Source organism: Tianxiuia mixotrophica, assembly GCF_050596425.1.
In the GTDB taxonomy this organism is placed as follows: domain Bacteria; phylum Bacillota; class Clostridia; order Peptostreptococcales; family Acidaminobacteraceae.
In genome coordinates, this window is the sequence record NZ_CP192292.1 from 1,887,229 (window position 1) to 1,912,939 (window position 25,711).

Consider the following 25,711-nt stretch of genomic DNA (forward strand, 5'->3'; position numbering starts at 1 on the left):
CTCTTGAATTTATAGAAAAAAAGCCTTAAAATCATGATTAAGTGATTAAAAAACTATGTATTCCGTGAACATTTCGTGAATCTTTGCTGTCTATGAATTGAATGGATTCATTTGGTGGTAAAATAATAATAGAACCCATAAAGAAAAGGCTTTGTCCTAGATCATGCAAGTGGGGTTAAAATCTGCAAGAAAAGAGGTATATATATGAAACTTTGCTCAAGATGCAATAAAAATATCGCTATGATATATATGAATAAAATGGAAAACGGAAAAGAATCCGTTGAGCAGTTGTGCATTAAATGCGCCAAAGAACTAGGTGTGCCAGGGATTGACAATTTACTCAAACAAACAGGCATGGAAGAAGAAGAATTAAATCATATGATGGAGCACATGAACGATATGTTTGAGGGAATGGACCCTGATCAAATGAATCTTTCAGACCTCATGGGTATGATGGATGGCATGGATGGCTTCAATGGAATGAATGACTTCGAATCCTATGATGAAGAAGAAGGATATGAAGAACTTGATGAACCTGAAAACGCACTGGATGAAGGCTCAGAAGAGTCCACTGGAGATCAGGCCACTGATTCTGAGGCTGTTAAGCAAAAGAAAAAAAGAAAAAAACGTTTTGGAAATAAAAAGAAACATTTAGATACCTACGGAACGAACTTGACCGAGAAGGCAAAAACTGGTGAGATTGACCGCATTATTGGGCGTCAACGTGAAATTGACCGAATGGTTCAGATTCTTAACAGACGCTCAAAAAACAATCCGGTTCTAATCGGGGAACCTGGTGTGGGTAAGACTGCAATTGCGGAAGGGCTAGCCCTTCGAATAGCAGAACAACAAGTGCCGGCCAAACTATTCGGTGCTGAAGTCTACCTTTTGGATATGACGGCCATCGTGGCAGGAACACAGTTCAGAGGTCAATTTGAAGGTCGAATCAAGTCTATTGTTGATGAAGCCAAAGAACGTGGCAATGTCATTTTGGTCATAGACGAACTTCATAATATTGTTGGTGCAGGTGATCTTCAAGGTGGTGCCATGAATGCGGCCAACATCTTAAAACCAGCCCTGGCAAGGGGAGCGGTTCAAATTATTGGTGCAACCACTCTGGAGGAGTACAGGAAGCATATTGAAAAAGATGCAGCACTTGAGAGACGCTTCCAGCCAATTATTGTCGATGAGCCCACACCTGAGGAATCAGTTGAAATCCTTAAGGGGATACGGAGCTACTACGAGGACTACCATAAAGTGAATGTATCTGACCAGGTTGTTGAAGCCTGCGTTCGTTTGAGTGACCGATATATTCGAGATCGCTACCTGCCAGACAAGGCTATTGATGTTATGGATGAAGCGGGATCCCGTGCAAACCTAAAAAACAAGGGACTTGTTGAACTGGCAGCCCTGAAGGAAGACCTTGATAAGGTTCGTGCAGAAAAATTACAGGCAGCTGAACTGGAAGACTACGAACGATCAGCAGACTTAAAAATGGAAGAAATCACCCTTGAAGATAAAATTTCAAAGCTCGAAGAGGAAGCATCACATGTGGAAATTGGCATAGAAGATATAGCTTATGTGATAGAAGCCTGGACAAAAATTCCTGTACAAAAGATTACAGAGGATGAAGCGGACAGACTCCTGATTCTAGAAGACCGATTAAAACGTCGTGTTATTGGACAAAATGAAGCTGTGGAATCATTGGCTAAAGCTGTTCGAAGAAATAGATCTGGCTTTAGAAAACTTAAAAAGCCAACATCTTTTATCTTCGTCGGACCGACTGGTGTCGGTAAAACAGAACTTGCCAAGAGTCTTTCCACAGAGCTCTTTGGCAGTGATGACAATATGATTAGACTGGATATGTCGGAGTATATGGAAAGGCATACAGTGAGTAAGCTTATCGGTGCCCCTCCGGGATATGTCGGATTTGACCAAGGTGGAAAATTAACAGATATTGTTAGAAGAAATCCATATTCGGTTATTCTCCTTGATGAAATTGAAAAAGCCCATCCAGACATTTTCAATATATTGCTTCAAATACTGGATGATGGTCGATTAACTGACAGCCAGGGACGAACAGTTTATTTTGACAATGCGGTCATCATAATGACATCCAATCTTGGAACAAGTTCTGGGGCAGCCCGCATTGGATTTGGTTCAGATAGCCACAGCGCTGTAAAGGAAAAGGTTAGAGAAGCTCTTCGAAGCACATTTAGACCTGAATTTTTAAATAGGGTGGATGACATCATCACATTTAACAAGCTTAAGCATAATGAATTTGAGTCAATTCTTGAACTTATGCTTAAGGAAGTCAAGGTCGAACTTCACGACAAGCACATGACCATGGATGTGGATGAAGATGCCAAAACATTCCTAATTGAGAAAGGCTACAGTGAAGAGTATGGCGCAAGACCAATGCGCAGAGCTATTCAGACTTATCTTGAAGATGAGATTGCTGAGGCTTATCTAAGAAGTCAAATTAAAGATGGAGACCACTTAAGAGTATCTGTTAGTGGCGACCATTTAAAAGTCCTTCCAAAATCAAAGACAGTTGATGAAATTATCCAGTAATTCTGAAAATGTAATGAATACAACTTGACAATTGTTATCAATTGTGATATCTTAGAGATAGAGAACAGTCAACCATAAACTAGTGTAAACGGACCGAGGTGAAATAATGGATAAGAAAAACAAAGTGCTCGGCGCCAGCAAAACTGAAGCGTGGGCAGACGTTAAATATCGAAAAAAAGATACGAAAGTACCTGTTCCTTCTGAAGAGGCCGTAGAAAGAGCCAAAGAATGGGTAGAAACAAATGAAAAATAGTTAAATGAATCGATGAAAATATTATGATAATGTTGAATGCTTAAATATTCTAAAAGACATAGTAAGAATATAAATATTGTTTACTAAAAAACTCTCAATTTCTTGTTTGGGAGTTTTTTTATGTGTGAAGGGGGTAAAGTAAAATTACGACTGATTTGCTCTACCAATTAAGTGAAGGGAGAACGACATGAAAAAATATATAAGCATGGTAATGGTTTTGATCCTTCTTGGATCACTGCCGGTATATGGTTTAGATATTCAAGATATTGATGGACACTGGGGACAGCCCTTCATTGAGACCCTGGTTTCAGAAGGTGTTGTATCAGGCTACCCTGACGGCAGTTTCAAACCAGATGCTGTCATAAGTCGAGCGGAATTTACGGTTATGCTCTTAAAGGCCCAGAGCATTGAGCCCTTGGATCAAACAGATAGTCACTGGGCTAGTGGATGGAGGGCTGCGGCCCTAGCTGAAGGCATCCTATTAGAGGGATCATTCAATGATCTTGATAAAAATATTACCCGTGGTGAAATCGCCCTTATGATCACCCGGTCTATTGGAGCAAGTCCATATTCTATGGCTAGAAAAACGGATATAGTAGACGCAGATGGTCTTGACCAATCGTTAAAAATGGCTATATATTCAGTGTATGACTATGGTATAGTTTCTGGGTATGCAGACAAGACATTCAAGCAGGATCAACAAGCAACAAGGGCAGAGGCTGCGACTATGACTGTCAGAACCATAGATCCAGAAAAACGGTCTGATAATCCGAGAACTTTTAATAAGGACAGTCTGGCTTACTTTGATGGGACAGCTGGAAAAGCTGTTTTAGTGGCTGTAAGTGGTCAGGTATATGACTTTTCAAACCTGGACAAATGGTCTGGTGGGACACATATGAATACAATAAAAGCCGGTCAGGATTTGACAAAAGAAATTATGGAAGACTCACCCCATGGCTTGTATGTTCTTTCAAGAGCCGAAATTGTCGGGACATATGTTGAGGAGTAGATGTCTACTGGTTCAACCATGGTCTTAATTAGAATATTTGAGTGTGTATTATAAGAATATCCCTAAAAACCAATGAGGCATCAATCAATAAACAAGTAAATAAAAAAACTCGGGCGCTTTCAAAATTACAGATAGACGTCCTCGTCAAATCATATATAGAATTTTGATTTTTAAATATCTATATATGGTATAACGAAGACTCTTGAATGATATTTTGCAAGTCGCTCAAGGAATAAGGTATCAATAAAGAACGCTGATTGACCAGGAACAAAGGTCAATCAGCGTTTTTTTTATACAGAATTTACAGTCTGCTTAATGGATATTAGACCAGCTTACCTTGGCCTTCTTGCTTCAAGTTGCCAACCAAGGTTTTAATTTTTTGCACATCATCCTTGTAACAGATAAGAAGGGCGTCTTCTGTATCTACGACAATTAAGTCTTTAAGGCCAATGGCAGCTATGAGTTTTTTCCCAGCCACTATTGTTGTGCCCTGTGTATCGAGTGCCTGAACATTGCCTTCTAAAATGTTCTTGTCTTTATCTTCAGACTTAATTGTATTGAGTGCATCCCAGCTGCCCAGATCACTCCATCCACAATCAAGTGGCACCATAAGAATACTATCAATCTTCTCCATCACTCCATAGTCAATGGATTCGGACGGCATGTTCTCATAGAGCTTTTCCAGTTTTCCTGATTGTAAATCAACGTTCCAATCAATGATTTTTTCACACTGAACATAGAGGGCTGGCATGTGTTTGCTAATATGGTTCAACATAACACCAGATTCAAATACAAAGATACCAGCATTCCAGTAGTAGTTGTCCTTTTGTGTGTATTCAAGGGCCAGTTCATAGCTGGGTTTTTCCACAAAGTTTGAAAGTGCAAATATATCTTCTGAGATCTTGTTTGTGTTCAAATAGCCATAGCCTGTTGCAGGGTAAGTTGGTTTTATGCCAAGGGTTACAACGCAATGACTTGACTTGGCGAGTTGTATGGCTTTTTGAAGTTGCGTGGTGAAATTATCTTCGTTTTTTATGTGCTGGTCAGAGGGGAGAACCACGACCACATGGTTTCCGTATTTTTTGTGAAGAGCCATGACTGAAGCAGCAATGGCTGGAGCGGTGTTGCGGGCACTTGGTTCTAAAAGCAGGTTTTCCATTAAGAAGTTTTTGGGCAACTGATCTTCAAAGATTGATCTATGCTTCTTGTTGCCTACTATATAGAGGGAATCCATTTCCACTGTATTTGTGAGTCGCTCAATGGTCTTATTAATAAGTGTCCCCTTGCCATCTAAGTCCAGGAACTGCTTTGGTAATTTGGTTCGACTCATTGGCCAAAATCTTGTGCCGTTTCCACCTGCCATAATAATTGATGATGTTTTCATATATATTCCTCCTTTGATCCCCAAGGGATTCGAGTTGTTTTTCTAGATCATAAAGGAGCATTGTTAAAGGCACAGACTCTTTTGTAAATATACTCGTAACAATAAAAAAAATTATGTAACGAAAATGTTTACATGGGGGTCTAGCCCTGTTACTTAAGAAAGATATTCTTGTCTCAACAACACAGGAGGTGAGGAAATGGAAAAGGCAATCGACACCAGAAGTAAGTTTCAAGCTATTATATTTCCAGTTTTGGATGTTCTTCTTAACGGAGGCAACCTAGCCATTCATATTTATATAAGCTGGTATTTGACCTCAGGAGATTACGGCATATTAAATGCATACTTCTCACTACTATTCGTACTCATGATATTCGGAATGGCCATTCAAACATATTTCGCAAAAATTGTCTCACAAACAAACTTCAGCAAAAATACAAAGACAAATTTCATAGCAAAAATGAATCAAATGACCAACGTGGTCATTATAGGTATAACGAGTATCATGTTTATTATCATAAACCCAATGACGCAGTTGTTAAGGGGTCAGCCACATCAGTATCTAATGATGTTAAGCATATTCATTATCCAAGCGAGGGTGAGCTACTACAGAGGATACTTGCAGGGACAGAAGAAATTCTTGAAGCTTAACAGCAGTTTTTACATTGAAATGGGTGCAAAACTTTTACTTCTCATCCCATTGCTTCATTACTATAGGTCTATTGAATCCATATTGGTAAGTGTCTTAGCAGGCATGATGGCCTCACTTATCGTAACAAAGAAAGCGGCAACACTTACAAGTGAGAGTCACAATCAAAATATACAGTTCAAACTGAATATAAAAGAAGCTGCTAAAAATAAGTCGAGTTTTATACCTCTTATAAAAGGATTTTCAAATGTATTATCCACTCAAGTATTCTTTTACTACTTCACAGCAATAACACTTATACTGGCAAATTACTACATTGGCGAGAAATCAGGTGTATATGCAGTCAGTGCCAGATACGGACAAATCTTCATTCATATTGGTCTGAGCATCATAACAGTTCTTATTCCATATACAAGTGAAGTTAAAGATAATCAACAGGCCTTTAAAAAGAAAGTAACAAAGCTCCTAGGACTCTACACACTCATCGGAACCTTCATACTCATAGCTTATGCAGTGGCAATGCCAGTGGCCCTTAAACTACTATTCAGTCCAGTGTATTACGGAGCAAGAACATTGATCCTGCCCCATGCAGCAGCCTACTTTATGCTATCAATATCATTCTTTATGGCCTCCATGGAAATGGTCGCAGGGGATAAAGACTATATTAAAACATTGGTTGTCTTTTCATTAATGCTACTCATAGCCTTGGTGAAATGGAACAACACTTTAGAACAAATTGTCACTATAGAACTTGTCACATACACACTTATGGCACTTGTATTGGTTTTAAGATTTCTAACGAGGAGGATAAAAAAATGAGAAAAAGCATACTATTCCTATCATGGAGAGATATAAAAGCCCCTAAAAAAGGCGGCGCTGAAGTTTTCACACACGAAATGTTAAGACTTGTAGACACAAAAAAATATAAGATTGTACATTTTTCGCCACTCTTTAAAGGGGGACAAAAAGAAGAAGTGATTGATGGCGTTAAATACATTAGAAAAGGAAATATTGCTTCAGTCATTCTGTGGGCTATGCTTCACTACTTCAAAAATAAAAAAGAATACGATTACGTTGTTGACCAGTGTAATGTTCATAGATTTTTTACACCATTTTGGATTCCAAAGTCTAAGAGAATTTTCTTTATTCATCAAATGGCACGAGAGCTTTGGTTAAGAAATTGGATCAAACCATTTAGTCTGATTGGTTTTCACTCAGAGGATCTCATGACTAAGATTTATAAGAACAACATCACACTTACAGTATCGAACTCAACAAAAAACGATTTAATGGCTCTTGGATTCAAAGATGAATTTATAAAAATTCTACCAGAAGGCATAAACTTTAAACCTTGGGATCCTGGTCAATTCTTTAAAAAAGACCTAGAGTATACATTCACATACGTTGGACGCTACGCAAAATACAAAGGCATTGATTCAGCGGTAAAAGCTTTTGGACAGTTCAAGAAAAACTATCCAAATTCTAAGCTTTGGATCGTGGGCAAAGAGAACAAAAGCTTTAAGGAAAAGGTTCTTGAACCTATATGTGAGACTTACAAGCTGGAACAAGGAAAAGATATTATCTTCCACGGTTTTGTCAGTGAAGAGAAAAAACTTGAACTCATGAGCAGGTCACACGCAATTATTTATCCGTCAGATAGAGAGGGATGGGGATTAACGGTCACTGAAGCAGCAGCTGTTGGTACACCAAGTATTGTATACAATTCAGCCGGTTTAATTGATGCAGTTGATCAAGGTAGAGCAGGATTTTTGTCAAAGCAGAATTCTCCAGAAGGACTTTTGGAAGCCATGATTGATTCAGTGGAAAATTCAAACCTGTATGAAACGGTCAAGACTGAGGCGTATAGTTATTCCAAGCAGTTTCAGTGGGAAACAACAGCACAAGTCTTTGAAGTGGAAATGTGGAACATCGAGGAGGTTCTCTCATGAATAATAAAGTGTTGATTATTACAACGACTTACAACAGTCAATACAATATATTCGATCTAATCGACAGTTGCGCCAAACAATCATATAAAAATTTTGAACTGATTATAGCAGATGATGGTTCGACAGACTTCACCAATCATGTCATAGAAGAATATAAAGAGCGCTTTGAATGGATCACACACCTTAAACTGGAACATGGTGAAAGAGGCATTGCCAGATATAGTGCTATACAGGCAGCCTTGAAAAAAGAATTTAACTTTCTATTCATTATAGATTCAGACATGATTCTACAAGACAATTTACTAAAGGATTCAATTGACACACTGCAAGCTTCTAAGAACACAGGGGCACTTGTTATTAAGGAGATTCCAGTTTCAAGACATGACAACGTCATGACACGAATTAAACTCTTTGAAAGAAAAGTAATCAATAATGCGAAAAAGGTGGATAAACATTCCATCGAAGCCGCAAGATTTTGGAGAATTGACGAATATCTAAAAACAGGTGGTATCAATCCAGGTCAGATCTCCTTTGAAGAAACTCAGCCAACCATTCGCTACATTGAAAGTGGTGGCACAATCAAACGTTTAACAAGTTCAGGTCTCATTCACGACGAAAAGAAAGTCACTCTAAGAAATTTACTCGCTAAGAAAAAATATCATTTTAAGATGATGCCTAAGACCCTATCAAGCGAAGAAAAGGGATTCATGAAAGCCCTTACTAGATGGTATCTGTTCAGACCGGTTATGTACCAGCCAAACAACTTATGGCTCTATATTAAGCATCCACTTATGACACTTGGTATGCTCAGCATGTATTTCCTATTAACACTTATAGGTGTTTCCCAAATCGTAAATGCTTATCTGGCAACCGGTTTTAGACAAGCACAATCAAAGAGCAGTTAAGAGATAACTTAATTTATTGAAAAGGAGTGATCTTATGTATCCTATGCATTTAGAAGGCAGTTTTAAAGAAAAAATTTGGGGTGGCGATGATCTTAAATATTTCAATAAGAGTGTTAATAACATAAAACTCGGAGAGATTTGGGAACTGGCGTGTCATCCAAATGGATCAAGCACCATAACCAATGGGGAATTTGAAGGTCAATCAATTTGCAACTTATTAAGTGCTGACAGCTTAAATCTTCTAGGTCAAATATATGAGACATTCCCAATCATGGTTAAGTTCTTAGATGCCCGATCAGACTTATCACTACAAGTTCATCCAAATGACGACTACGCAGTTAAAAAGTATAAAAGCCTGGGAAAAACAGAAGTTTGGTACATTCTTTCAGCTGAACCAGACGCCGAAATCATATTAGGAACAAATGCTTGTTCCATTGAAGAGACAATGACCTCTATTGAAAATCAAGAATTGGATAAGTGCCTGAACCATATAAAGGTACATGCAGGAGAGTTTTATACAGTGCCAGCAGGCACCATCCATGGCATTGGCAGCGGTGTAGTTCTCCTTGAAATTCAGCAGAGTAGTGACATCACATTCCGCTTGCACGATTATGGACGCGGAAGAGAGCTCCATTTAGAAGAAGCAAAAGATGTTATTGAGCTTGATACAGATTATGGGAAATGTAGAGGCTTTACTGAAAAAATAGGAACAACTGAAGTGACTGAGTACATTCAAACGAAATACTTTGAAGTTAGCAAATACAAAATTAGAGAGGCACATCAATTCACAACAGATAATAGATTCCAACTTATAAGCTGTATTGGCGGCAAAGGTTACTTAACCTACAAGGGTCAAATATTCGATATTAAAACAGGGGACCAGTTCTTGATTCCAGCCAACATGGATGAATTTGAACTTCGTGGAATGATTGATGTGATCATTACAAAACCTGGTGAACGAAAAAACTGAGGTGACGAAATGAAACAAAAACATATATCCGTATTCAGTGATACAAATATAGATTATAACCGCTTACTCCCACTATACAAAGTTCAGCCCTTTGATGGTCTAAATCCAAAGACCAACTTGGTTATTGTTGACATAGAGGACTTTGAAAATTCAAAAATTCAGCTGGACCTGGTTCGGGACGTACAATCTACAACACCGATTCTTTGGGTGATTGATCCCATAAATGCAGTGGATGCTATGCATGTGCTAGAAAATATGCTAACACTAGGACGGATTGAAGTCCAGTACAGAAACAGGGACGATTTCCAGGGCATTCTTCAATCGGTAGCCATACTATTAAATCCTGACCTACCAACAAAAAGAGTTTCAATGGACTTATTTATTCCTGTATTCAACGAAGCCCATAGAATGCATCATATTGGAGCCTTTGTAAAGAAACTTCAGGCCCTCAATGAAATGGGATACCCATATATAACAATCTATTTTATTGACGACGGCAGCAGCGATGATTCAGATGCCTTCTTGAATCAGATGATCAACAGGTACTTAGAAGAGTCAGACGTTGTGGAATTTAAGGCAGCTTTTAGACTGCTTCCTCTCAAGCAGAATACTAGAAAAGCAGGCACATATATGGAAGCCTTTAGGGTTTCAACATCAGATATTATTATTTTCGCAGATGCAGACGATGCCTTTAGGCTCAATGACATCAGCCGTATGATCAATATAATCAACCAGGGATTTTATGACATGGTTATTGGTACAAAAGACAAAACAGCAGAAGATAGACCATTTATCAGGGATGTCATCAGTACCATTAAAAGATGGATGACAAAACCCTTATTACCAAAAGGCGTAACAGATTCCCAAACAGGTCTTAAAATGTTCCGCGGTGCAGTTGTAAAACCAGTTCTGACACAACTCAACGAAAAATATGGCCTTGCAATAGACTTAAAAATAATTCACGTGGCAAAGAAAATGAATTTAAGAGTCCTTGAGGTGCCTGTTTATTTTAAAGACAGAGATGGATCGCACATTGATGTGGCCAAGGATTCCATAGTCTTTATTAAAAATATGGTAAAAATTTCTTTAGGTATGTAGGAGGCGACAAAAATGTTGGTATATATAGATAGAGACTTCCAGACAATTGTACCGAATTACTTTGAAAATGTACGAAATCAGTTATATCAGATTAAAGTCCTTTTAAAGAGGCATCAATATAAAGAGATCGAAAGGTTGGCAATGCAACTACGTGACAGTGGACACAATTACGGCTTTATCAGGGTGGGTGACTTGGGAAGAGACCTCATATACTTTTGTGGTTTAGAGTCAGACTATAAAATACAAGAAGCCCTTGAAGCCATTGAAAGATATATAGCAAGTTGCGAAATTAAGTATATAGAGATTTAGGGAGTGGTCAGTATGAAGAGAATCCTATTTGTAGACGATGATCAAATGGTCTTAAGGTTGATTGAGAGAAAGATGAAAGGCACAGATATTAAGTGTCACTTTGCCAACTCTGGGGAAGAAGCTCTTAAATGGATGAAGCAGTTTCATATAGATGTTATGGTCACTGACGTCATGATGCCAGATATGAACGGACTAGAGCTTTCTTCTAAGGCGAAAGATATAAGCCCACATACCATGCGGATTATTCTCAGTGGCAATGCCCATGTTTCATCGATTATCGATGCGATCAATGAAGGTCATGTGTATAAGTATATTATCAAGCCATGGAAAATAGACAAGGAAGCCATTGACATGCTTCAAGAAGCTGTTGAGATTTCAAAACGATGGTTTGAAGAGGATGAGTCAACGGGTGAGTTGCACTTTGTTCAAACATCAACGTTAAAAAAAGTATCCTCTTTAGAGAGATGGATACTGACAGATGATGATTTAGCCATAGTGGAACAGTCGGATGAAGCCCCCTTACCCCTTAACTGGAGAGATTTTAAGTATGAACTGGTTAACAGCAGTGTGGGTATGATGCGACTATATGACTTGGCTCAGGATAGGTCGTGAAACTATGAAGTCAAAGGTATTTTTACTGGTTATATTATGGGTTTCAATAACCATAGTGGTTATGTTTGCATTCCATTATCCCCTTATTAATCGGTCTGAATTTCAAGGTGCCGTGAGTCGAACAAGTTCAGAAAACAAGAGCACAATTAATGATTTAACCCATGAAGTTGATCGTTTCAAATTAAGTATTGAGGCCTTTGCCTTTACCCTGGATGCGGGGAAAAATTGGCTCGATGAAGCGTCGGCATTTCTTAAAAGCAATGAAAGTGTACTAGAGGTTCATCGGTTTGATGAAAACAGGGTGAGGGCTTCATCGTTAGGGCGGTCAAACAGACAAATCACCCTTGAAATGGAAAACCTTGAAGGGATGTTTTTTTATCAGACCATGATTTTAGAACAGTATGACACTGAAAGATATTTGGTCTACTATAAAGGGGAAAAAAGCTACTTGCTTTTTCTTGTTGATTTTAACAAGCTCTTGTCGCCTTATATAAGTGCTTCCCGTGACTTCATAGGTGTCTATGACCAGCATATTGTCCCGCTCACTGAAAGAGGAGAGGGTTTGAACGCCAGAACTTATTTTGATGATGCGGCAAGTCGACGTGACAACACAGGGTATTTCGAAGAAACCTTTTATTCCATCGAAAGCTTTGATGTGGAAAATATCACATTGAGTGTTCTCACAGTGGTTCTGGATCAGAGTTTCAAGCAGGCTATGAGATTATACTTTATTAGGATGATCATAATTTCTATTGTTCTTTTTGCAATTGGTTTTCTCCTTGCATGGAGAATTGTTAAAGTTTTCCGACATGCCTTACTGACAGAAAGCATGAGTCAACTTGGCGAAGTGAAGAATATTAAGAGAAATATCACAAAAGCCATTCGACATATGGATATGGCTTCCAAAAGTTTTGATGATATAAATTTACTAAAAGAAGAGTTGGAACTCTTATATGAAGACCTAGATGAAGGTGTTGAGCAGAATGAAAAAGCAGGCACACAAAAAAATCATAAATAGATTCTCTCAGATGTTTTACATATACAGATATGATTTTTTTGCCTTGTCCATGATGACCTTGATTATACTCTATTATGTCTCAGTCCTTTTCCAACCAGGGCATGTTGTGTTCTCCGATATTGATTTTCCCTTTTACTCAAGGGATTATATGGACGAAATATACGGGCTTTGGAATACAAGATGGAACACTGTTTCCATGCTCAATATTCCAAGACTCTTTTTTATCCTGCCCCTCTATCTCTTGTCAGGGCTCTTTGAATGGAATGGCCACTTATTTCTAAAGGGCTTTATACTAGAATTGATTCTGGTTTCTGGAGCTTCCATGTATTTGCTTTCTAAAAGGCTGGTTAGTGTTTACACCGGTATGTCCTTTAATCTTTGGAAGATCAATGCCCTTATTTTTGGAAGCGTCCTCTATGCCCTCAACCCCTGGGTGATTTATAGGATACAGCATATCTATTTGTTGACAGGGTACAGTCTTTTTCCCCTTGTCATTCTTTATTTTTTCAAGGTCTTCGACCACAAGTTTCAAAGACAGGTTATTCCCAACTACAATCCATATTCTAAAAAAATATATAGGAGCAATATAAAAGATATTTTCATATTGGCTTACCTAATCACACTAAGTTCTGCAGCCATCCATTATTTTTTCTATTCGATTTTGGTTCTTGGCATACTATTCTTACTCTTATGTTTTAAGTACTTCTTTGGCTATATAAGAAGGGGTAAAACCATAGTCAAAAATATTTTTAAAGCCATATTAAAAAAATTGACCCTTCTGGCCATGATGACAGGAGGATTGTCTTTCTACTGGCTCAGTATTTATGTGGGTGGCGTTGTTCTTGATGTGGGAGCTTCACAACACAATATTAATGTCATTGATACATATACCATGTTTTCAAGACATGCTTCTATTGATCAAGTGCTTCTCATGATGGGATACTGGTGGCCTATGGTCGACTTGAGTCAGCTCTCCAGTTTGTTCTATATTGGAGGAACAGTCCTGCTCCTTATAATACTTGTGGGTGTCATAATGAATGCCTACAAGCACCACATTATTCTCTTCTTAACACTCCTTGCAGGGATCATGATTCTCATTTCTACGGGGGTCTATTACCCATCAGCATCTGGTCTTTTTCTCAGACTGGCGGGACTGCCTGTCTTTGGAAATATTTTTAGAGATCCCAACAAGATGATAGCCATTACAGCCATTGCCTATAGTGTTCTTCTTGTTTTTGGGCTTGAGTCCATTTATTCATGGACTCAGAAATACAAGTATAAGTCAGCGTTCAACGGCATGATTTTTCTCATGCTCCTTTTGTCATGCTATGCCTACCTCTTCCCAGTGCGGGACATATATTTTGAACGCTTTTTTCAACCTATAGAAGAACCAAAAGCCTTTTCAGAACTAAGACACCACTACGAGGAAAATCCGACAGTTGGCGAGGGGCAAGAAGCACCATATGCCTTATATGTGCCCGTTGCAGAGCAAATGTTGCGCCCTATCACTCATATTTCAACCCCGAAGTGGAATGTTCCTCTGGGATATGAGGATTCAAAAGCCACAGGTGATATTCATATTTATAACGCCCCAATTAGAACAGTTTTTCACCATGAGGGCAATGATCCTTCCATTAAATATATGTATGACTTGATTCAGTTCATACTTGATCAGGGGCGGAGTATGGAACTTGAAAAGGTGGTTAAGGCTTTCGGTGTCAATCAGCTTATATACCATAATGAATATATTGACCAAGAAAATAGGCAAGATTTCAATGAAGAGGTGCTTGGTCTTCAAGAGAATCTTGAAAAAACATATGAAAATGGCATATTCAAAGTATTTGATGTGGACGCCAGCAAGGAGATAGACCAGTTTTCACAAAGACGCTTTATAACGCCGTATGGTCTTCTCAAGTTGCATTCTTTGAGTCAGTTTGAAGATTATGACCCCCTAGACCTACCGCTCATTTTTACAAGCAAAGAAGAAGTGTTTAACACGGACAGCATTGGTCAAGATGATATTATTGAAGTTAAAAACATGGATGATTTAGTTCTATCCAGCATGCCTAAAAAGTATAAACTCTATCCCTTTAATTTTGTTGATGAAGTCAATCCTTTTATAAAATGGTCAAAGACCTATACAACCTTTCCAGACTGGGCTTGGTTTCAATCAAAAATGGATGTGATTCATCCACGCTTTGAATGGGATCACAATAAGGGGATCGTTTTAACATTTGCATCTGAAGCCTTTAATGTGAAGCCACATGAGAAGCAGAATCTCGATGGAGAGATTGTGTATGACTTTGACAGTCTGCTCAGGGCAGATCAGTTTTTCGTGGCAGACAACCCAGACCTATTTGATGTGGTTTCAAACCCTTACAACGCCAGCGAGAACGTTGGTGTCCTCCATGGTGTGATTCAAAGGGGAGATCCCAGCTTTATATGGCAGGTGGCGAAATCCCCTGTTCTGACAGCTGAGGAGAAAATGCCATATCAGTTTAAAATAATGGTATCTGGCCGTGGTGCCAATCAACTCCATATGAAGGTTCGATTTTATGATAGAAACAAAAGAGAAATTGGCATCCAATATATTGTAGGACCAGACCAACTTGTGAATTTTGATACGATTGAGTTTACAGGCGAGGTTGTTTCACCAAAAGACACAGCCTTTTATAGGATTGACTTATTAACCTATCAACGCCCTGAAGAAAAAATATATTGGTGGATTCATGACGTTGAAATTCGGAAATTTCCTAAGTACACCAAGCCCAATGAAATCCTTATGACAAAGGTATTAGAGCCAGGGTCTTACCGTGTTTTTGTCAAAAGTTTTGATTCACTTGGCGGAGGGCGTTACAGCCTCAATATAAAAGGACATGATCATGAGATCTTTACCAACTCCACCCAGCTCAGTGGTTTTAAGTGGCATGACCTGGGCGATTTTCAGTTTGATGACTCAAATCCTCAGATTGTACTTAAAAACATTGAAGGCTTTAATGCTGTGTCACATATTGCGGTTGTACCACTTCGTGCCTATGAAAGAGAAAAGTCTAAGTGGAAATCTATACTAAGGAATCACGACAAACTTCTCATACTTGAAACAGAGATGGAGTTTGAAAGGGAGGGCAATATACAAAGCAGACGCTTATACCCTGAACTCAGCAATGGTACGGGCACAGCCCTTAGTCAGGGCAAAGTCTATGCAGAAATTGAAATTCCCACTTCGGGTGCGTATGACATTATTCCATCAGTTTATTTCCCATTTCTAAACAGGGGGCATATGCGCATGCATATTCAAGACAGCACAGGTCAGACCATATATTCACAGACGATAGATCAGCGCACTCTCACTGAGAAAAAGAGTGGTGTCACCATAGACTATGACCCCCTTGAAGCAGTTTATCCATATTTAACACTGGAACAGGCCAGCCCCTACTTGTATAAAAACATGTCCTGGATTGAAAGTATTCAGCTTAAAGCGGGGAAATATAGGGTAATTATGGAATTGATAAGTGAAAATGATAACTATATAAAAGCGAGTGATTTTAAGACTTTTGACCCCAACTCAATAGTTGTTGAAAGTGCAAGACGGGACCTGGCTGTTTCAGATTGTAGCACGTGTGAGAGAATCACGCCGGATATGATGCGTCATATGGTAAGGGGGCCAGGCGACTTCTACATCGAATATGATGCCACTTGTTCTTGTGACTGGTATATATCTTCCAGTGAACCTATTCAAGTGCAGGCCAATGAAGAAATTCTAATCTCCTTTCAGGCGCGGTCTGATGCCATTGTTAAACGGCACAGCAAGCTCATCTTCCTGGATGAATACAAGCAGGTTGTGGACACAAAGTTTATTTTTGAAGTTGAAGAACCTGACAAGATAAAATGGAATACCTATGAACAACTTGTAAAAGTCCCAGCTGGAGCAGACAGTGTTCTATACCAGTTTTGGGCAAGAGGCAATAAAAATAGGGCGGGTAAACTGGAAATAAAAAACTTGAAATTTGAAAAGTACAATGAGTTTGTTTTGGTGGATAAAGTGGACATCAAGACTGCCGGCCTCAGTTTAAAGAAGCGTGAAGGACAAGCACGAGTCATAAAGAATCAAATTTCTGAGATGGAGTTTGCCCACCGTGTTGACGGATCTGTGAATGGCCAGACAATATGGAATAGTTTCCTATCACCGCACCGAATCTGGAAAGTGAATGGAAAGGCTTCCGAACTGACACTCAACGGAGTGACCATGGGATTTCAAGTAGAAAATGGTAAGCTCGATGGGAAAATGACTCTAAGTGATGTGTATAGAGGTGGTCTTCTACTTCATTTTCTAACAATTGTTGGTGTTTTACTTTTTTACATGCATTTCAGACGTGTTAAATAAGTTTATACAAACTGTTCGATTGTGATAGGTTTTGTCTCAAGCAAAAGGAGGGGATGGATATGGCAAAAAAAGTATTGGTGGTAGATGATGATCCTTCCATTGTGAGCTTGATTGAAGTGATACTCAAAAAAGACAGTTATGAAGTGATTGCAGCCTATAATGGGGTCCAGGCCATAGAAGCTTTAGACACCCACGATATTGATGCAGCCATTTTGGATATGATGTTGCCTGATATTAATGGTTTGTCACTTCTCAAAGAGATTAGAAGTCATGAAAAATCGAAACATATTCCAGTTATGATGGTCACAGGCAGGGATGATGAAATCGATACGGTGCTTGGGCTTGAAATGGGGGCTGATGATTATATTCATAAGCCTTTCAAAAAAAGAGAGCTTCTGGCTAGGCTCAATGTGATTTTTAGGAGAATAGAGCAGGACAGATCATCTGTGGGAAAACCCATTGCTTTTGGAGATGTTATTTTGAATCCACTCACCCATGAACTCAAAAAAGATGGACAGGAAATCACACTGAGTCCAAAGGAGTATAAATTACTACTGCTTCTTGTGACAAATCCCAACCGTGTCTTTACAAGGGATGAACTGCTTAATAAAGTTTGGGATGATGTGGTGGCTTTTGAAACACGAACTGTTGATGTCCATATTCGCAGACTAAGAACCAAGGTCGAAGAGGACCCTCAGAACCCTGTTTGGATCGAAACCATCAGGGGATATGGCTATAGATTCTCAAGTTGATCATTTGGTTTGATGATGTCTTGAGATAAGTCTCAACTTGAGATAAGTCTCAAAAGGAAGGTTTACTTATGAAGTTAAATTCAGTGGTGTTTAAACTTTTTATTGGTATGGCAAGTATTGTCATGATTTTGTCCTTGGGATCGTCTATGTATGTTAATAAGAGGGTGCAAACAAACATTGAACATCATATAGACGAGGAAGTCGAGCTGATCGCGGAGTCGATCAAATACTCTATCACACCTATTTTGAACGCCGGTCAGTTAAGTTTAATAAATGAGGTTCTGAGTAAGTTTGAGGGGTATGACCTTGTGGAAGATATTCACTTGTACGATCCCAAGGGAAAAATAATATATGCCTCTATAGAAGATGAAATAGGCACCACAAAGAATATAAACGCTATTATTCAGAGTTATGTCAATGATGATAGTGGAAGAGATATATTTCGTGTCTCAGGCTCAGTGGTTATGGTTTTAAAGCGGGCGGTTATTGTCATTGATTTGAACCCCTCTTATGGATCTTTTGTAGGTAAGGCTCTGCATAAAGACTTGTGGATTTCATTTCTTGGAATATACTTTGTCCTTATCATGATGGTTTATATTTATATTCAAAAAATTATTGGCAAACCAATGTTAAGACTTATGCAGGCTGCTAATGAAATTTCAAATCATAATTATGTCTACAGGGTGGAAATGGATTCAAGAAGTGAATTTGATGAATTGGCAGATGCATTTAATTTAATGGCCAGCAATATTGAAGAAAATACAGTTGAACTTGAACAGGCTCTTGAAAAGGCCGAAAAAGCCTCTAATGCAAGATTGGAGTTTCTTGCAAAAATGAGTCATGAAATAAGGACGCCACTTAATGCCATTATTGGTTTTTCTGATGTATTATCTGAAGAAATTACGGACAAAGAACACAAGGAATCTATTGATATTATCGTGAATTCTGGGAAACATTTGCTAGATTTGGTAAACGAGGTGTTGGACATAGCTAAAATAGAAAACAACCAGGTATCTATTGAATCTCAACCTTTTTCAATGAGGACACTAATATATGATGTGTTTAGAATGTTTCACCTCCCAGCAGAAGAAAAGGGCATTGACCTAAGTTATGAAATAAATGTTGATGTGCCACTCATGCTCGTTGGAGATTCCTATAGAATTCGGCAAATAATGATGAACCTCCTGAGCAATGCTCTGAAGTTTACGAGCCATGGATCTATTGAGATCCTGGTTGAAACAGAAGAAGATAAAACCTTCATCCGTGTCATAGATACAGGTATTGGCATATCAAAAGAAAAACAAGAGAGTATTTTTAATGCTTACACCCAATCAGACGACAGCATAGAAAGAGAATATGGGGGCACAGGATTAGGCCTATCTATTTCAAAGCGTATTGCTCAAATGATGGGGGGAGACATTCATCTAAAAAGCGTGCCAGGACGAGGATCTGAATTTACTGTGATTTTGGCTCTTGGTCAGATTCAATTGGTTGAGAAGTCTGGACATCTTATAACGGAACGTTGGCTGCATGCAGATTCTACTATTACAGACATCGTTGTTGAAGCCATTGAAACGTTGCCACAAAGACTATCAAATATTGAAGATTCCAGTCAGTCAAATGATATAGAAAGTCTAAAATTTCATGTTCATAGCCTTAAAGGTGTGAGCGGCAATTTTTCTATGATTGAAATTTATGAATTAACAAAAGACTTTGATGACTATCTCCATTCTGATGATGTAAAAAGACAAGTCATTATGGACTATGTGTCAAAACTTAGGGAAATTGTCAATCTCATTCCCAATGAAATAAGGGGTGGAGAACCTGAAAGGCTATCGGCTTTTACGAAAGAAAACTACAAAGTTCTTCTTGCTGAAGATGTTAAGGAAAATCAGATGTTGATCCAAAAAATCCTTAAGAACATGCCCATTGATTTAGACTTGGCCAACAATGGCGTTGAGGCCATTGAAAAACTGGAGGAGAATAAGTATGACTGTCTTCTATTAGACATACAAATGCCAGTCTTGTCCGGTATAGAGGTCTTAAACCACATTCGGAAAAGTGAAGACATTGAAGGTGTTTATATTATTGCTTTAACAGCCAATGCCTTTGTAGAAGATATGGAAAAGTACATGTCTATGGGAGCGCACTGGTTCTTGTCAAAGCCGGTGAACAAAAATGCCTTGCGCAATAAAATTGAAGAACTGATTCATCTAAAAGTAGAATAAGATTTTGACATATGCGCCTTTATTTGTAAAATAAACCCTCTTAATCAATTTGAGAGGGTTTTGTATTTGGATGTATACAGATAGTCAAAAAATCACGAAATGTGATTTTCATGTTTTAGCATCACATATTGTGGTATACTATACATGAGAAGAAAGTGGAGTGATGTAGTATGGATTCGATGGGAAAAAGACTAAAAAAATTACGTCTTCATAAAGGCATCAGCCAAACTGAATTAGCAGATGCCCTAGATGTGGGGCAAACAACGATTGCAAATTATGAAGCAGATACACGGCAACCTAATTTGGAAAAACTGACCCTTTTGGCAGATTATTTTCACATAAGTGTGGATGAGCTCATAGGTAGAACTTGGACTGATGAAAATAAGAGGCAACCAGTGCATGAAAAGAAACTTATATCATCAGATTACGACAGTATGGCAAGTGTTTATATGGACTTTCTCATTAAGCATGAAAAAGATAAGGCCCAAGACTACATTATAAATTTAAGACATTCAGGCGTCCCGATAAAGGAAATATATTCTGAAATATTTGTTAGATGTCTTCATGAAGTCGGTCGTTTGTGGGAAAAAGGGGTAATAAGTATAGGGGAAGAGCATTATATATCTGAAGTCACTAAAACATTGATTTCGCATTTATCTGTGACAAGGCCCAAAAATAAGATGGGTCAAAAGTCTATTATGATTATAAATTTGTACGGAGAAGACCATGATATTCCAGGTAAAATATTGAGTGAATTCATGGAAGGTTCTGGGGTTGAGTCGTATTATATGGGAAGTCCTCTTCCGCTGAGAAGCATAGTGGAAAATTTATTAACCCTTGAAATAAATGTTTTGGCTTTTTCCATAACAATGGATGAAAATATTAATAAGGCAAAAGAACTGATTGATAATCTTAGAAGCCACCCTAAAATGAAAGCACTCAAGGTGATTGTAGGTGGGCAAGCTCTTGATAAACAGCCAGAAAAATGGTTGGAAATTGGCGCCGATGGATATGCCGAATCTTTCGATCGTGCCGTTGAAGTTATAGTAAAAATATTAGAGGAACAATCAAAGGAGCCTGATCATGAAGAAAAATAAAATTCAGGAACTAAATATAGAAAACACAATAATTGGACGTGTGACAGAATTTTTTGTGGGGCGCTTTCAAATGGCAATCCTGTTGATTTTGCTCATTATTGGACTGGGTGTGTCAGGAATTCTACTCCTTCCAAGGGAGTCCCTACCAGAAATTGTCTTCCCAGCGATTGTTGTTCAGACCATTTATCCTGGAGCGAGTCCCGAAGATGTGGAAGACTTGATCACGGACAAGATTGAATCAAAACTTGGAGACCTTGAAGATTTGGATGAAATCCAGTCGAATTCAAGTTTTGGATTTTCCACAGTGACACTTGTTTTTGTTGAAGGCACAGATATGGACTCGAAAAAACTGGAAGTTGACAATGAACTTTCAGACATAGCCTTTCCGGACGATGTGGACAAACCAACGACATCAACTTTTTCCACCTCGGAAATTCCACTGCTTCAACTCAGTGTGTCAGGAAATTATTCAATATTTGCCTTAACATCATTTGCAGAAGACCTTGAAGAAGGTATTGAAGGCATACCTGGTGTTGATGAAGTGAATATTTTTGGTGGACTTGACAGACAAGTCAAGGTCCATATCAATCAATCTAAAATGCTAGAGTATGGTGTGTCCATCACCGATATTCAAAGGGCTATATCTTCCCTTAACATAGGATTCCCAGTTGGGGAAGCTGACCTAAGCGGACAGCGTTACAATCTGAGAATAGATGAAAAAATCACAACAGCTAAGGACATAGAAGACATTGTTATGAAAACGCCTCAGGGCAGTCTGGTTTTCATAAGAGATGTGGCTGATGTTGTCGATACAAGTAAAGATGTTAAAGAATACAACATGACTTATCTCAATAATGGACAAGGCAAAGAGACATTCAGCTCCATACTTATTGAAGTTCTTCGAGAAACTGATAGTGACGTAGTGGGCACCAGTCAAGCTGTAAAAGATTACATTGAATCACAAAGGGGTGGCCTTTATCCTGATGACCTTCGTGTCAACATATCCAGTGACTTGGCAGAAGACGTAGACAGGGATCTTGAAAGCATACAGTCAAGTGCTATATCCGGTCTGATTGTTGTTATCCTTGTGCTCTTTTTATTCATCGGTTTCAAGGAGTCACTTATTGTTTCCATAACAATTCCCATGACCCTCCTGATCACTCTGGGTGTGCTTGACAGTTTTGGTATATCCCTCAATGGACTTTCCATACTAGGGCTAATCGTTGCCTTGGGGCTTCTTGTAGACAACTCAATTATTGTCATGGAGAATATGGACCGGCTTAATAAACTTGGGGCAGGGCCTAAGCAGGCGGCAATTAAAGGTGTGAATCAAGTGGGATTTCCGGTTATGGCAGCAACGCTGACGACCATAGCAGCCTTCTTTCCCCTTGCTATTTTACCTGGTATTATGGGCGCTTTTATAAACAGTATTCCAAGAACAATTATAATTGCTTTAACAGCGTCTTTCTTTGTTGCCATTACCATTACACCAGCCGTTTATTCACGACTAATGAGAAAGCGTAAGCATGGTCGGCTTAAAAAAATTATCCACTCAATGAAATTTGATAGTAAGGTCATGGTCATTTTAGAAAGAATCTTATCTGTTGCACTGGTTGTTTTTTTGGCCTACTATGCATTTTCAGGTAGCACAACAGAGATCAACCTAGGCTTGTATGCGGCCTTGTTTTTCGGGACGCTCATGGCCCTTAAGGTTTTCTTATTCAGTGGAACAAGTTTTGAAGAGGGGCCTGTTATAGAGTGGTATCAAAGACTTATTCGAGCTATTGTTTCAAAACGTTGGAGAAAAGTTCTAGCGGTAATTACAGGCTTTGGTGTCCTTGTTGGGAGCTTTGGTCTCATTGGAGCAGGACTTGTTAAAATATCATTTTTTCCAGCCAATGAACCTATAAGCATGAACATACAAGTTGATACACCGGGAGGAACAACCCTTGAAGAAACAGCTGATATAGTCAGTGAAGTTGAAGCTTATTTAAAAACTGTAGAGGATATAGATTCATATAATGCTACAATCGGAGGCAATGAAGTGGATCGGGCTAGCGTTATAGCGACCTTCAAGGATCAAGAAGACATGTCAAAAGACGGCTATACCCTTGTTGAAGAAGCTGAAGCGGTACTAAGCAAGGTAGCGGGTGCCAATATCATCATAAGTGGCTCTATGGGACAAGGGCCTCCGGTTGGAAAGCCTGTCAGTCTTAATATCACAGGAACTGACCTAGGCGAGATGAAAGATTTAGCAGACGCCTATGCTGAGGTTTACAGTGACATTTCTGGCGTTTATAACATCGATGTTTCAGCCAAAGAAGGGGTGCCACAAATATACATTAATGTTCTTGAAAGAAAGGCCCAAAGTATGGGATTAACAGTTCAGCAAATTGCCCAACAACTTCGAAGTCGTGTGGATGGTGTCTTGGCGACCACGATGAAAGTCGATCGTGAAGAAGTGGAAGTGGTGGTCATGATGGACGATGTGAACTTTAGTGATATAGAATCCATTAAATCCATTCACATTCAAACCCCAACGGGGGATATGGTGCCATTGACATCGGTTGCTATCCTTAAAGAAATTAGTGGTTTTGCGAGTATAAGACACGTTGAGAAAGAAAGAATAATAACACTAGAAGCCGATTTAAAAAGTGGCTTCAACATTAATGATGTGACCAGTGCATTTGAAGAGAAATCAAAAAACATTGAGATCCCTAGAAACGTCAAAATTTCATATGGTGGAGATATTGAGGGCATCCAGGAAAGTTTTGCAGACCTATTTAGGAGTATGATGTTGGCGGTGTTCCTAGTTTTTATAATCCTCTCAGTCCAGTTTAATTCAGTTGCACAGCCATTTGCCATTCTTATGACAGTGCCAATGGCCATGATTGGTGTTATTGTTGGCCTGGCTGTCACAGGCAACGATTTTGGATTTTATGCTTTTATGGGGTTGGTTGCCCTTGTAGGTATTGCCGTTAATGACGCGATTGTCTTGATTGATTTTATGAACTACAAAAGATCAACAGGATCATCCCTGACAGATGCCATTGTAGAATCAGGCGCTATTCGATTTAATCCGGTTCTTGCAACGACCTTAACGACAATAGGTGGCGTATTGCCACTGGCGTTTAGGGATGTGTATTACGCACAATTTAGTTTTTCGCTTGTTTTCGGGCTCCTTGTAACAACTGTTTTAACCCTAATTTTCATACCAATATTCTATTCTATGATAGAAGGGTTTAAAGAGAAAAGAACGAAGGACCACAGTACTGAAAATCATAGTGATACTTTGAATAATGAGGGGGTGGAGTAAATGAAAAAATCAAATAAATTAGGACTTTTGGGTGTCCTGCTTGTCACAATGACGGTTACAGCTTGTGCTCCAAGGGCATCAGAAGAGACGTCTGTTGAGGCTGAAGAAAGTTTAGCTGTACCAGTTAGAGTGACAGACGCCAAGCAAGAAACACTTTTTGAAACAATACTCACTCTTGGTAAAATTGAAGCCAACGCTGTCTATACTGTCTTATCCGGACGAGGCACTGTTGAAGATGTATATGTTAAGCCAGGAGACGTTGTTGAAAAAGACCAAGTTCTTTTCACCCTCGATACTGGCAGTCTTCAAAAAAGTTTTAATGCAACTGAGAGTCAGCTTCGTACCGTTCGAGACAACTTGAAAATTCAAAGGGATGATCAAGCCTCTAACCTAGAAAAGCAAACCCAGCTCTATGAAGCGGGTGCCATATCACAGGCCGATCTTGATCGTGCAAAGGTGGCATTTAACCAAATTGATAAGCAGTACAAAGACGCTGTTGTGACATATAATAGCCAGATAGGAAATTTGAGAGAAGATTTGAAAGATAGAGAAATTAAGAGTCCAATTTCAGGCAAAGTGGCTTCAGTCTCAATTATTGAAAATCAGAGTGTGGGAGATATCAAGGCTGTTGAAGTCATTGATGATTCCAGTATGATTGTTAAAACCAAGGTGACAGCCGACCAGATCAACCATATGCTTATTGGAGACCGGGCTAGAGTTTATCCTGATGGCGACAGAGAAAAGCTTGTGGAAGCTACGGTGACGGTTCTCAATGAGATACCTGATGTAAATACTGGTCTTTATGAAGTCACCTTGCAACTAGACCACACAGATTATCCGCTGAGAACTGGTGAGTTTGCAGAAATTGAAACCATGATTGATCAAAGATCCGCTGTGGTTATTCCTAAAAAGTCTGTGCGTAAAATTGGAGAACAGAATTTTGTCTTCGTTGCCAAGGAAAATGTAGCCTTGCAAAGAGAAGTGCTTGTAGGGACAATCCAAGATGAACATATAGAAATTCTTTCTGGAATTGCCAGTGGAGAATCTGTTGTCATTCGAGGACAATCATTTTTAAAAGATAAAGAAGAAATAGAAGTTGTCGAGTAGGCTGTCTGTTCGTCATGGCAGGTAGCCCTATGTAAATCGGAATTTTTCTACAAGCGAAAGGGATGTGTTTAAAACACATCCCTTCATATTTTATGACCTG

At 38.9% G+C, this 25,711-nt stretch carries 18 protein-coding genes; 17 read left to right on the forward strand and 1 reads right to left on the reverse strand.

Annotated elements, in window-relative coordinates:
- The first annotated feature begins 204 nt into the window (after nucleotides 1-204).
- From ACQ4KW_RS08115 to ACQ4KW_RS08125, 3 genes are all read left to right on the forward strand, one after another.
- Nucleotides 205-2,574, forward strand: coding sequence for an AAA family ATPase (locus tag ACQ4KW_RS08115; RefSeq protein ID WP_430886030.1), 2,370 nt, complete (start codon nucleotides 205-207; stop codon nucleotides 2,572-2,574).
- 106 nt (nucleotides 2,575-2,680) lie between these two features.
- Nucleotides 2,681-2,827: a CDIF630_02480 family spore surface protein gene (locus tag ACQ4KW_RS08120; protein ID WP_430886031.1), complete on the forward strand. Its 147-nt coding sequence runs from the start codon at nucleotides 2,681-2,683 to the stop codon at nucleotides 2,825-2,827.
- A 187-nt stretch (nucleotides 2,828-3,014) separates the two neighbouring features.
- A complete protein-coding gene (locus ACQ4KW_RS08125; protein WP_430886032.1) occupies nucleotides 3,015-3,836 on the forward strand; it encodes an S-layer homology domain-containing protein in 822 nt (273 codons plus the stop codon).
- A 322-nt stretch (nucleotides 3,837-4,158) separates the two neighbouring features.
- Here ACQ4KW_RS08125 and ACQ4KW_RS08130 read toward each other — a convergent pair whose 3' ends face one another.
- Nucleotides 4,159-5,220 (reverse strand): mannose-1-phosphate guanylyltransferase, encoded by a 1,062-nt coding sequence (locus tag ACQ4KW_RS08130; protein ID WP_430886033.1) that lies wholly within the window; start codon nucleotides 5,218-5,220, stop codon nucleotides 4,159-4,161.
- A 196-nt stretch (nucleotides 5,221-5,416) separates the two neighbouring features.
- Here ACQ4KW_RS08130 and ACQ4KW_RS08135 point away from each other — a divergent pair, with 196 nt between their 5' ends.
- The 14 genes from ACQ4KW_RS08135 (at nucleotide 5,417) to ACQ4KW_RS08200 (ending at nucleotide 25,611) form a co-directional block, all read left to right on the forward strand.
- A complete protein-coding gene (locus ACQ4KW_RS08135) occupies nucleotides 5,417-6,685 on the forward strand; it encodes a lipopolysaccharide biosynthesis protein (protein WP_430886034.1) in 1,269 nt (422 codons plus the stop codon).
- Nucleotides 6,682-7,815, forward strand: coding sequence for a glycosyltransferase family 4 protein (locus ACQ4KW_RS08140; protein WP_430886035.1), 1,134 nt, complete (start codon nucleotides 6,682-6,684; stop codon nucleotides 7,813-7,815). Before ACQ4KW_RS08135 ends, ACQ4KW_RS08140 begins: the two co-directional genes overlap by 4 nt.
- Nucleotides 7,812-8,720 (forward strand): glycosyltransferase family 2 protein, encoded by a 909-nt coding sequence (locus ACQ4KW_RS08145; RefSeq protein WP_430886036.1) that lies wholly within the window; start codon nucleotides 7,812-7,814, stop codon nucleotides 8,718-8,720. Before ACQ4KW_RS08140 ends, ACQ4KW_RS08145 begins: the two co-directional genes overlap by 4 nt.
- A 34-nt stretch (nucleotides 8,721-8,754) precedes the next feature.
- A complete protein-coding gene (locus tag ACQ4KW_RS08150; protein WP_430886037.1) occupies nucleotides 8,755-9,690 on the forward strand; it encodes a type I phosphomannose isomerase catalytic subunit in 936 nt (311 codons plus the stop codon).
- Between the two features lie 9 nt (nucleotides 9,691-9,699).
- Nucleotides 9,700-10,788: a glycosyltransferase gene (locus ACQ4KW_RS08155; RefSeq protein ID WP_430886038.1), complete on the forward strand. Its 1,089-nt coding sequence runs from the start codon at nucleotides 9,700-9,702 to the stop codon at nucleotides 10,786-10,788.
- A gap of 12 nt (nucleotides 10,789-10,800) precedes the next feature.
- A complete protein-coding gene (locus ACQ4KW_RS08160) occupies nucleotides 10,801-11,097 on the forward strand; it encodes a hypothetical protein (protein ID WP_430886039.1) in 297 nt (98 codons plus the stop codon).
- A gap of 12 nt (nucleotides 11,098-11,109) precedes the next feature.
- Nucleotides 11,110-11,709, forward strand: coding sequence for a response regulator (locus ACQ4KW_RS08165; protein ID WP_430886040.1), 600 nt, complete (start codon nucleotides 11,110-11,112; stop codon nucleotides 11,707-11,709).
- Between the two features lie 4 nt (nucleotides 11,710-11,713).
- Nucleotides 11,714-12,727: a hypothetical protein gene (locus tag ACQ4KW_RS08170; protein WP_430886041.1), complete on the forward strand. Its 1,014-nt coding sequence runs from the start codon at nucleotides 11,714-11,716 to the stop codon at nucleotides 12,725-12,727.
- Nucleotides 12,693-17,111: a hypothetical protein gene (locus tag ACQ4KW_RS08175; RefSeq protein WP_430886042.1), complete on the forward strand. Its 4,419-nt coding sequence runs from the start codon at nucleotides 12,693-12,695 to the stop codon at nucleotides 17,109-17,111. Before ACQ4KW_RS08170 ends, ACQ4KW_RS08175 begins: the two co-directional genes overlap by 35 nt.
- Nucleotides 17,112-17,170: 59 nt before the next feature.
- Nucleotides 17,171-17,863 (forward strand): response regulator transcription factor, encoded by a 693-nt coding sequence (locus tag ACQ4KW_RS08180; protein ID WP_430886043.1) that lies wholly within the window; start codon nucleotides 17,171-17,173, stop codon nucleotides 17,861-17,863.
- 68 nt (nucleotides 17,864-17,931) lie between these two features.
- On the forward strand, nucleotides 17,932-20,091 hold the full coding sequence (locus tag ACQ4KW_RS08185; protein WP_430886044.1) for an ATP-binding protein: 2,160 nt from the start codon (nucleotides 17,932-17,934) through the stop codon (nucleotides 20,089-20,091).
- A gap of 170 nt (nucleotides 20,092-20,261) precedes the next feature.
- Nucleotides 20,262-21,188, forward strand: a complete 927-nt coding sequence (locus ACQ4KW_RS08190; RefSeq protein WP_430886045.1) for a helix-turn-helix domain-containing protein — start codon at nucleotides 20,262-20,264, stop codon at nucleotides 21,186-21,188.
- Nucleotides 21,175-24,504: an efflux RND transporter permease subunit gene (locus tag ACQ4KW_RS08195; protein WP_430886046.1), complete on the forward strand. Its 3,330-nt coding sequence runs from the start codon at nucleotides 21,175-21,177 to the stop codon at nucleotides 24,502-24,504. The genes ACQ4KW_RS08190 and ACQ4KW_RS08195 overlap by 14 nt, the downstream gene beginning before the upstream one ends.
- Complete coding sequence (locus ACQ4KW_RS08200) at nucleotides 24,505-25,611, forward strand: efflux RND transporter periplasmic adaptor subunit (protein WP_430886047.1); 1,107 nt, start codon at nucleotides 24,505-24,507, stop codon at nucleotides 25,609-25,611. It abuts the gene before it with no gap.
- The last annotated feature ends 100 nt before the right edge of the window (nucleotides 25,612-25,711 follow it).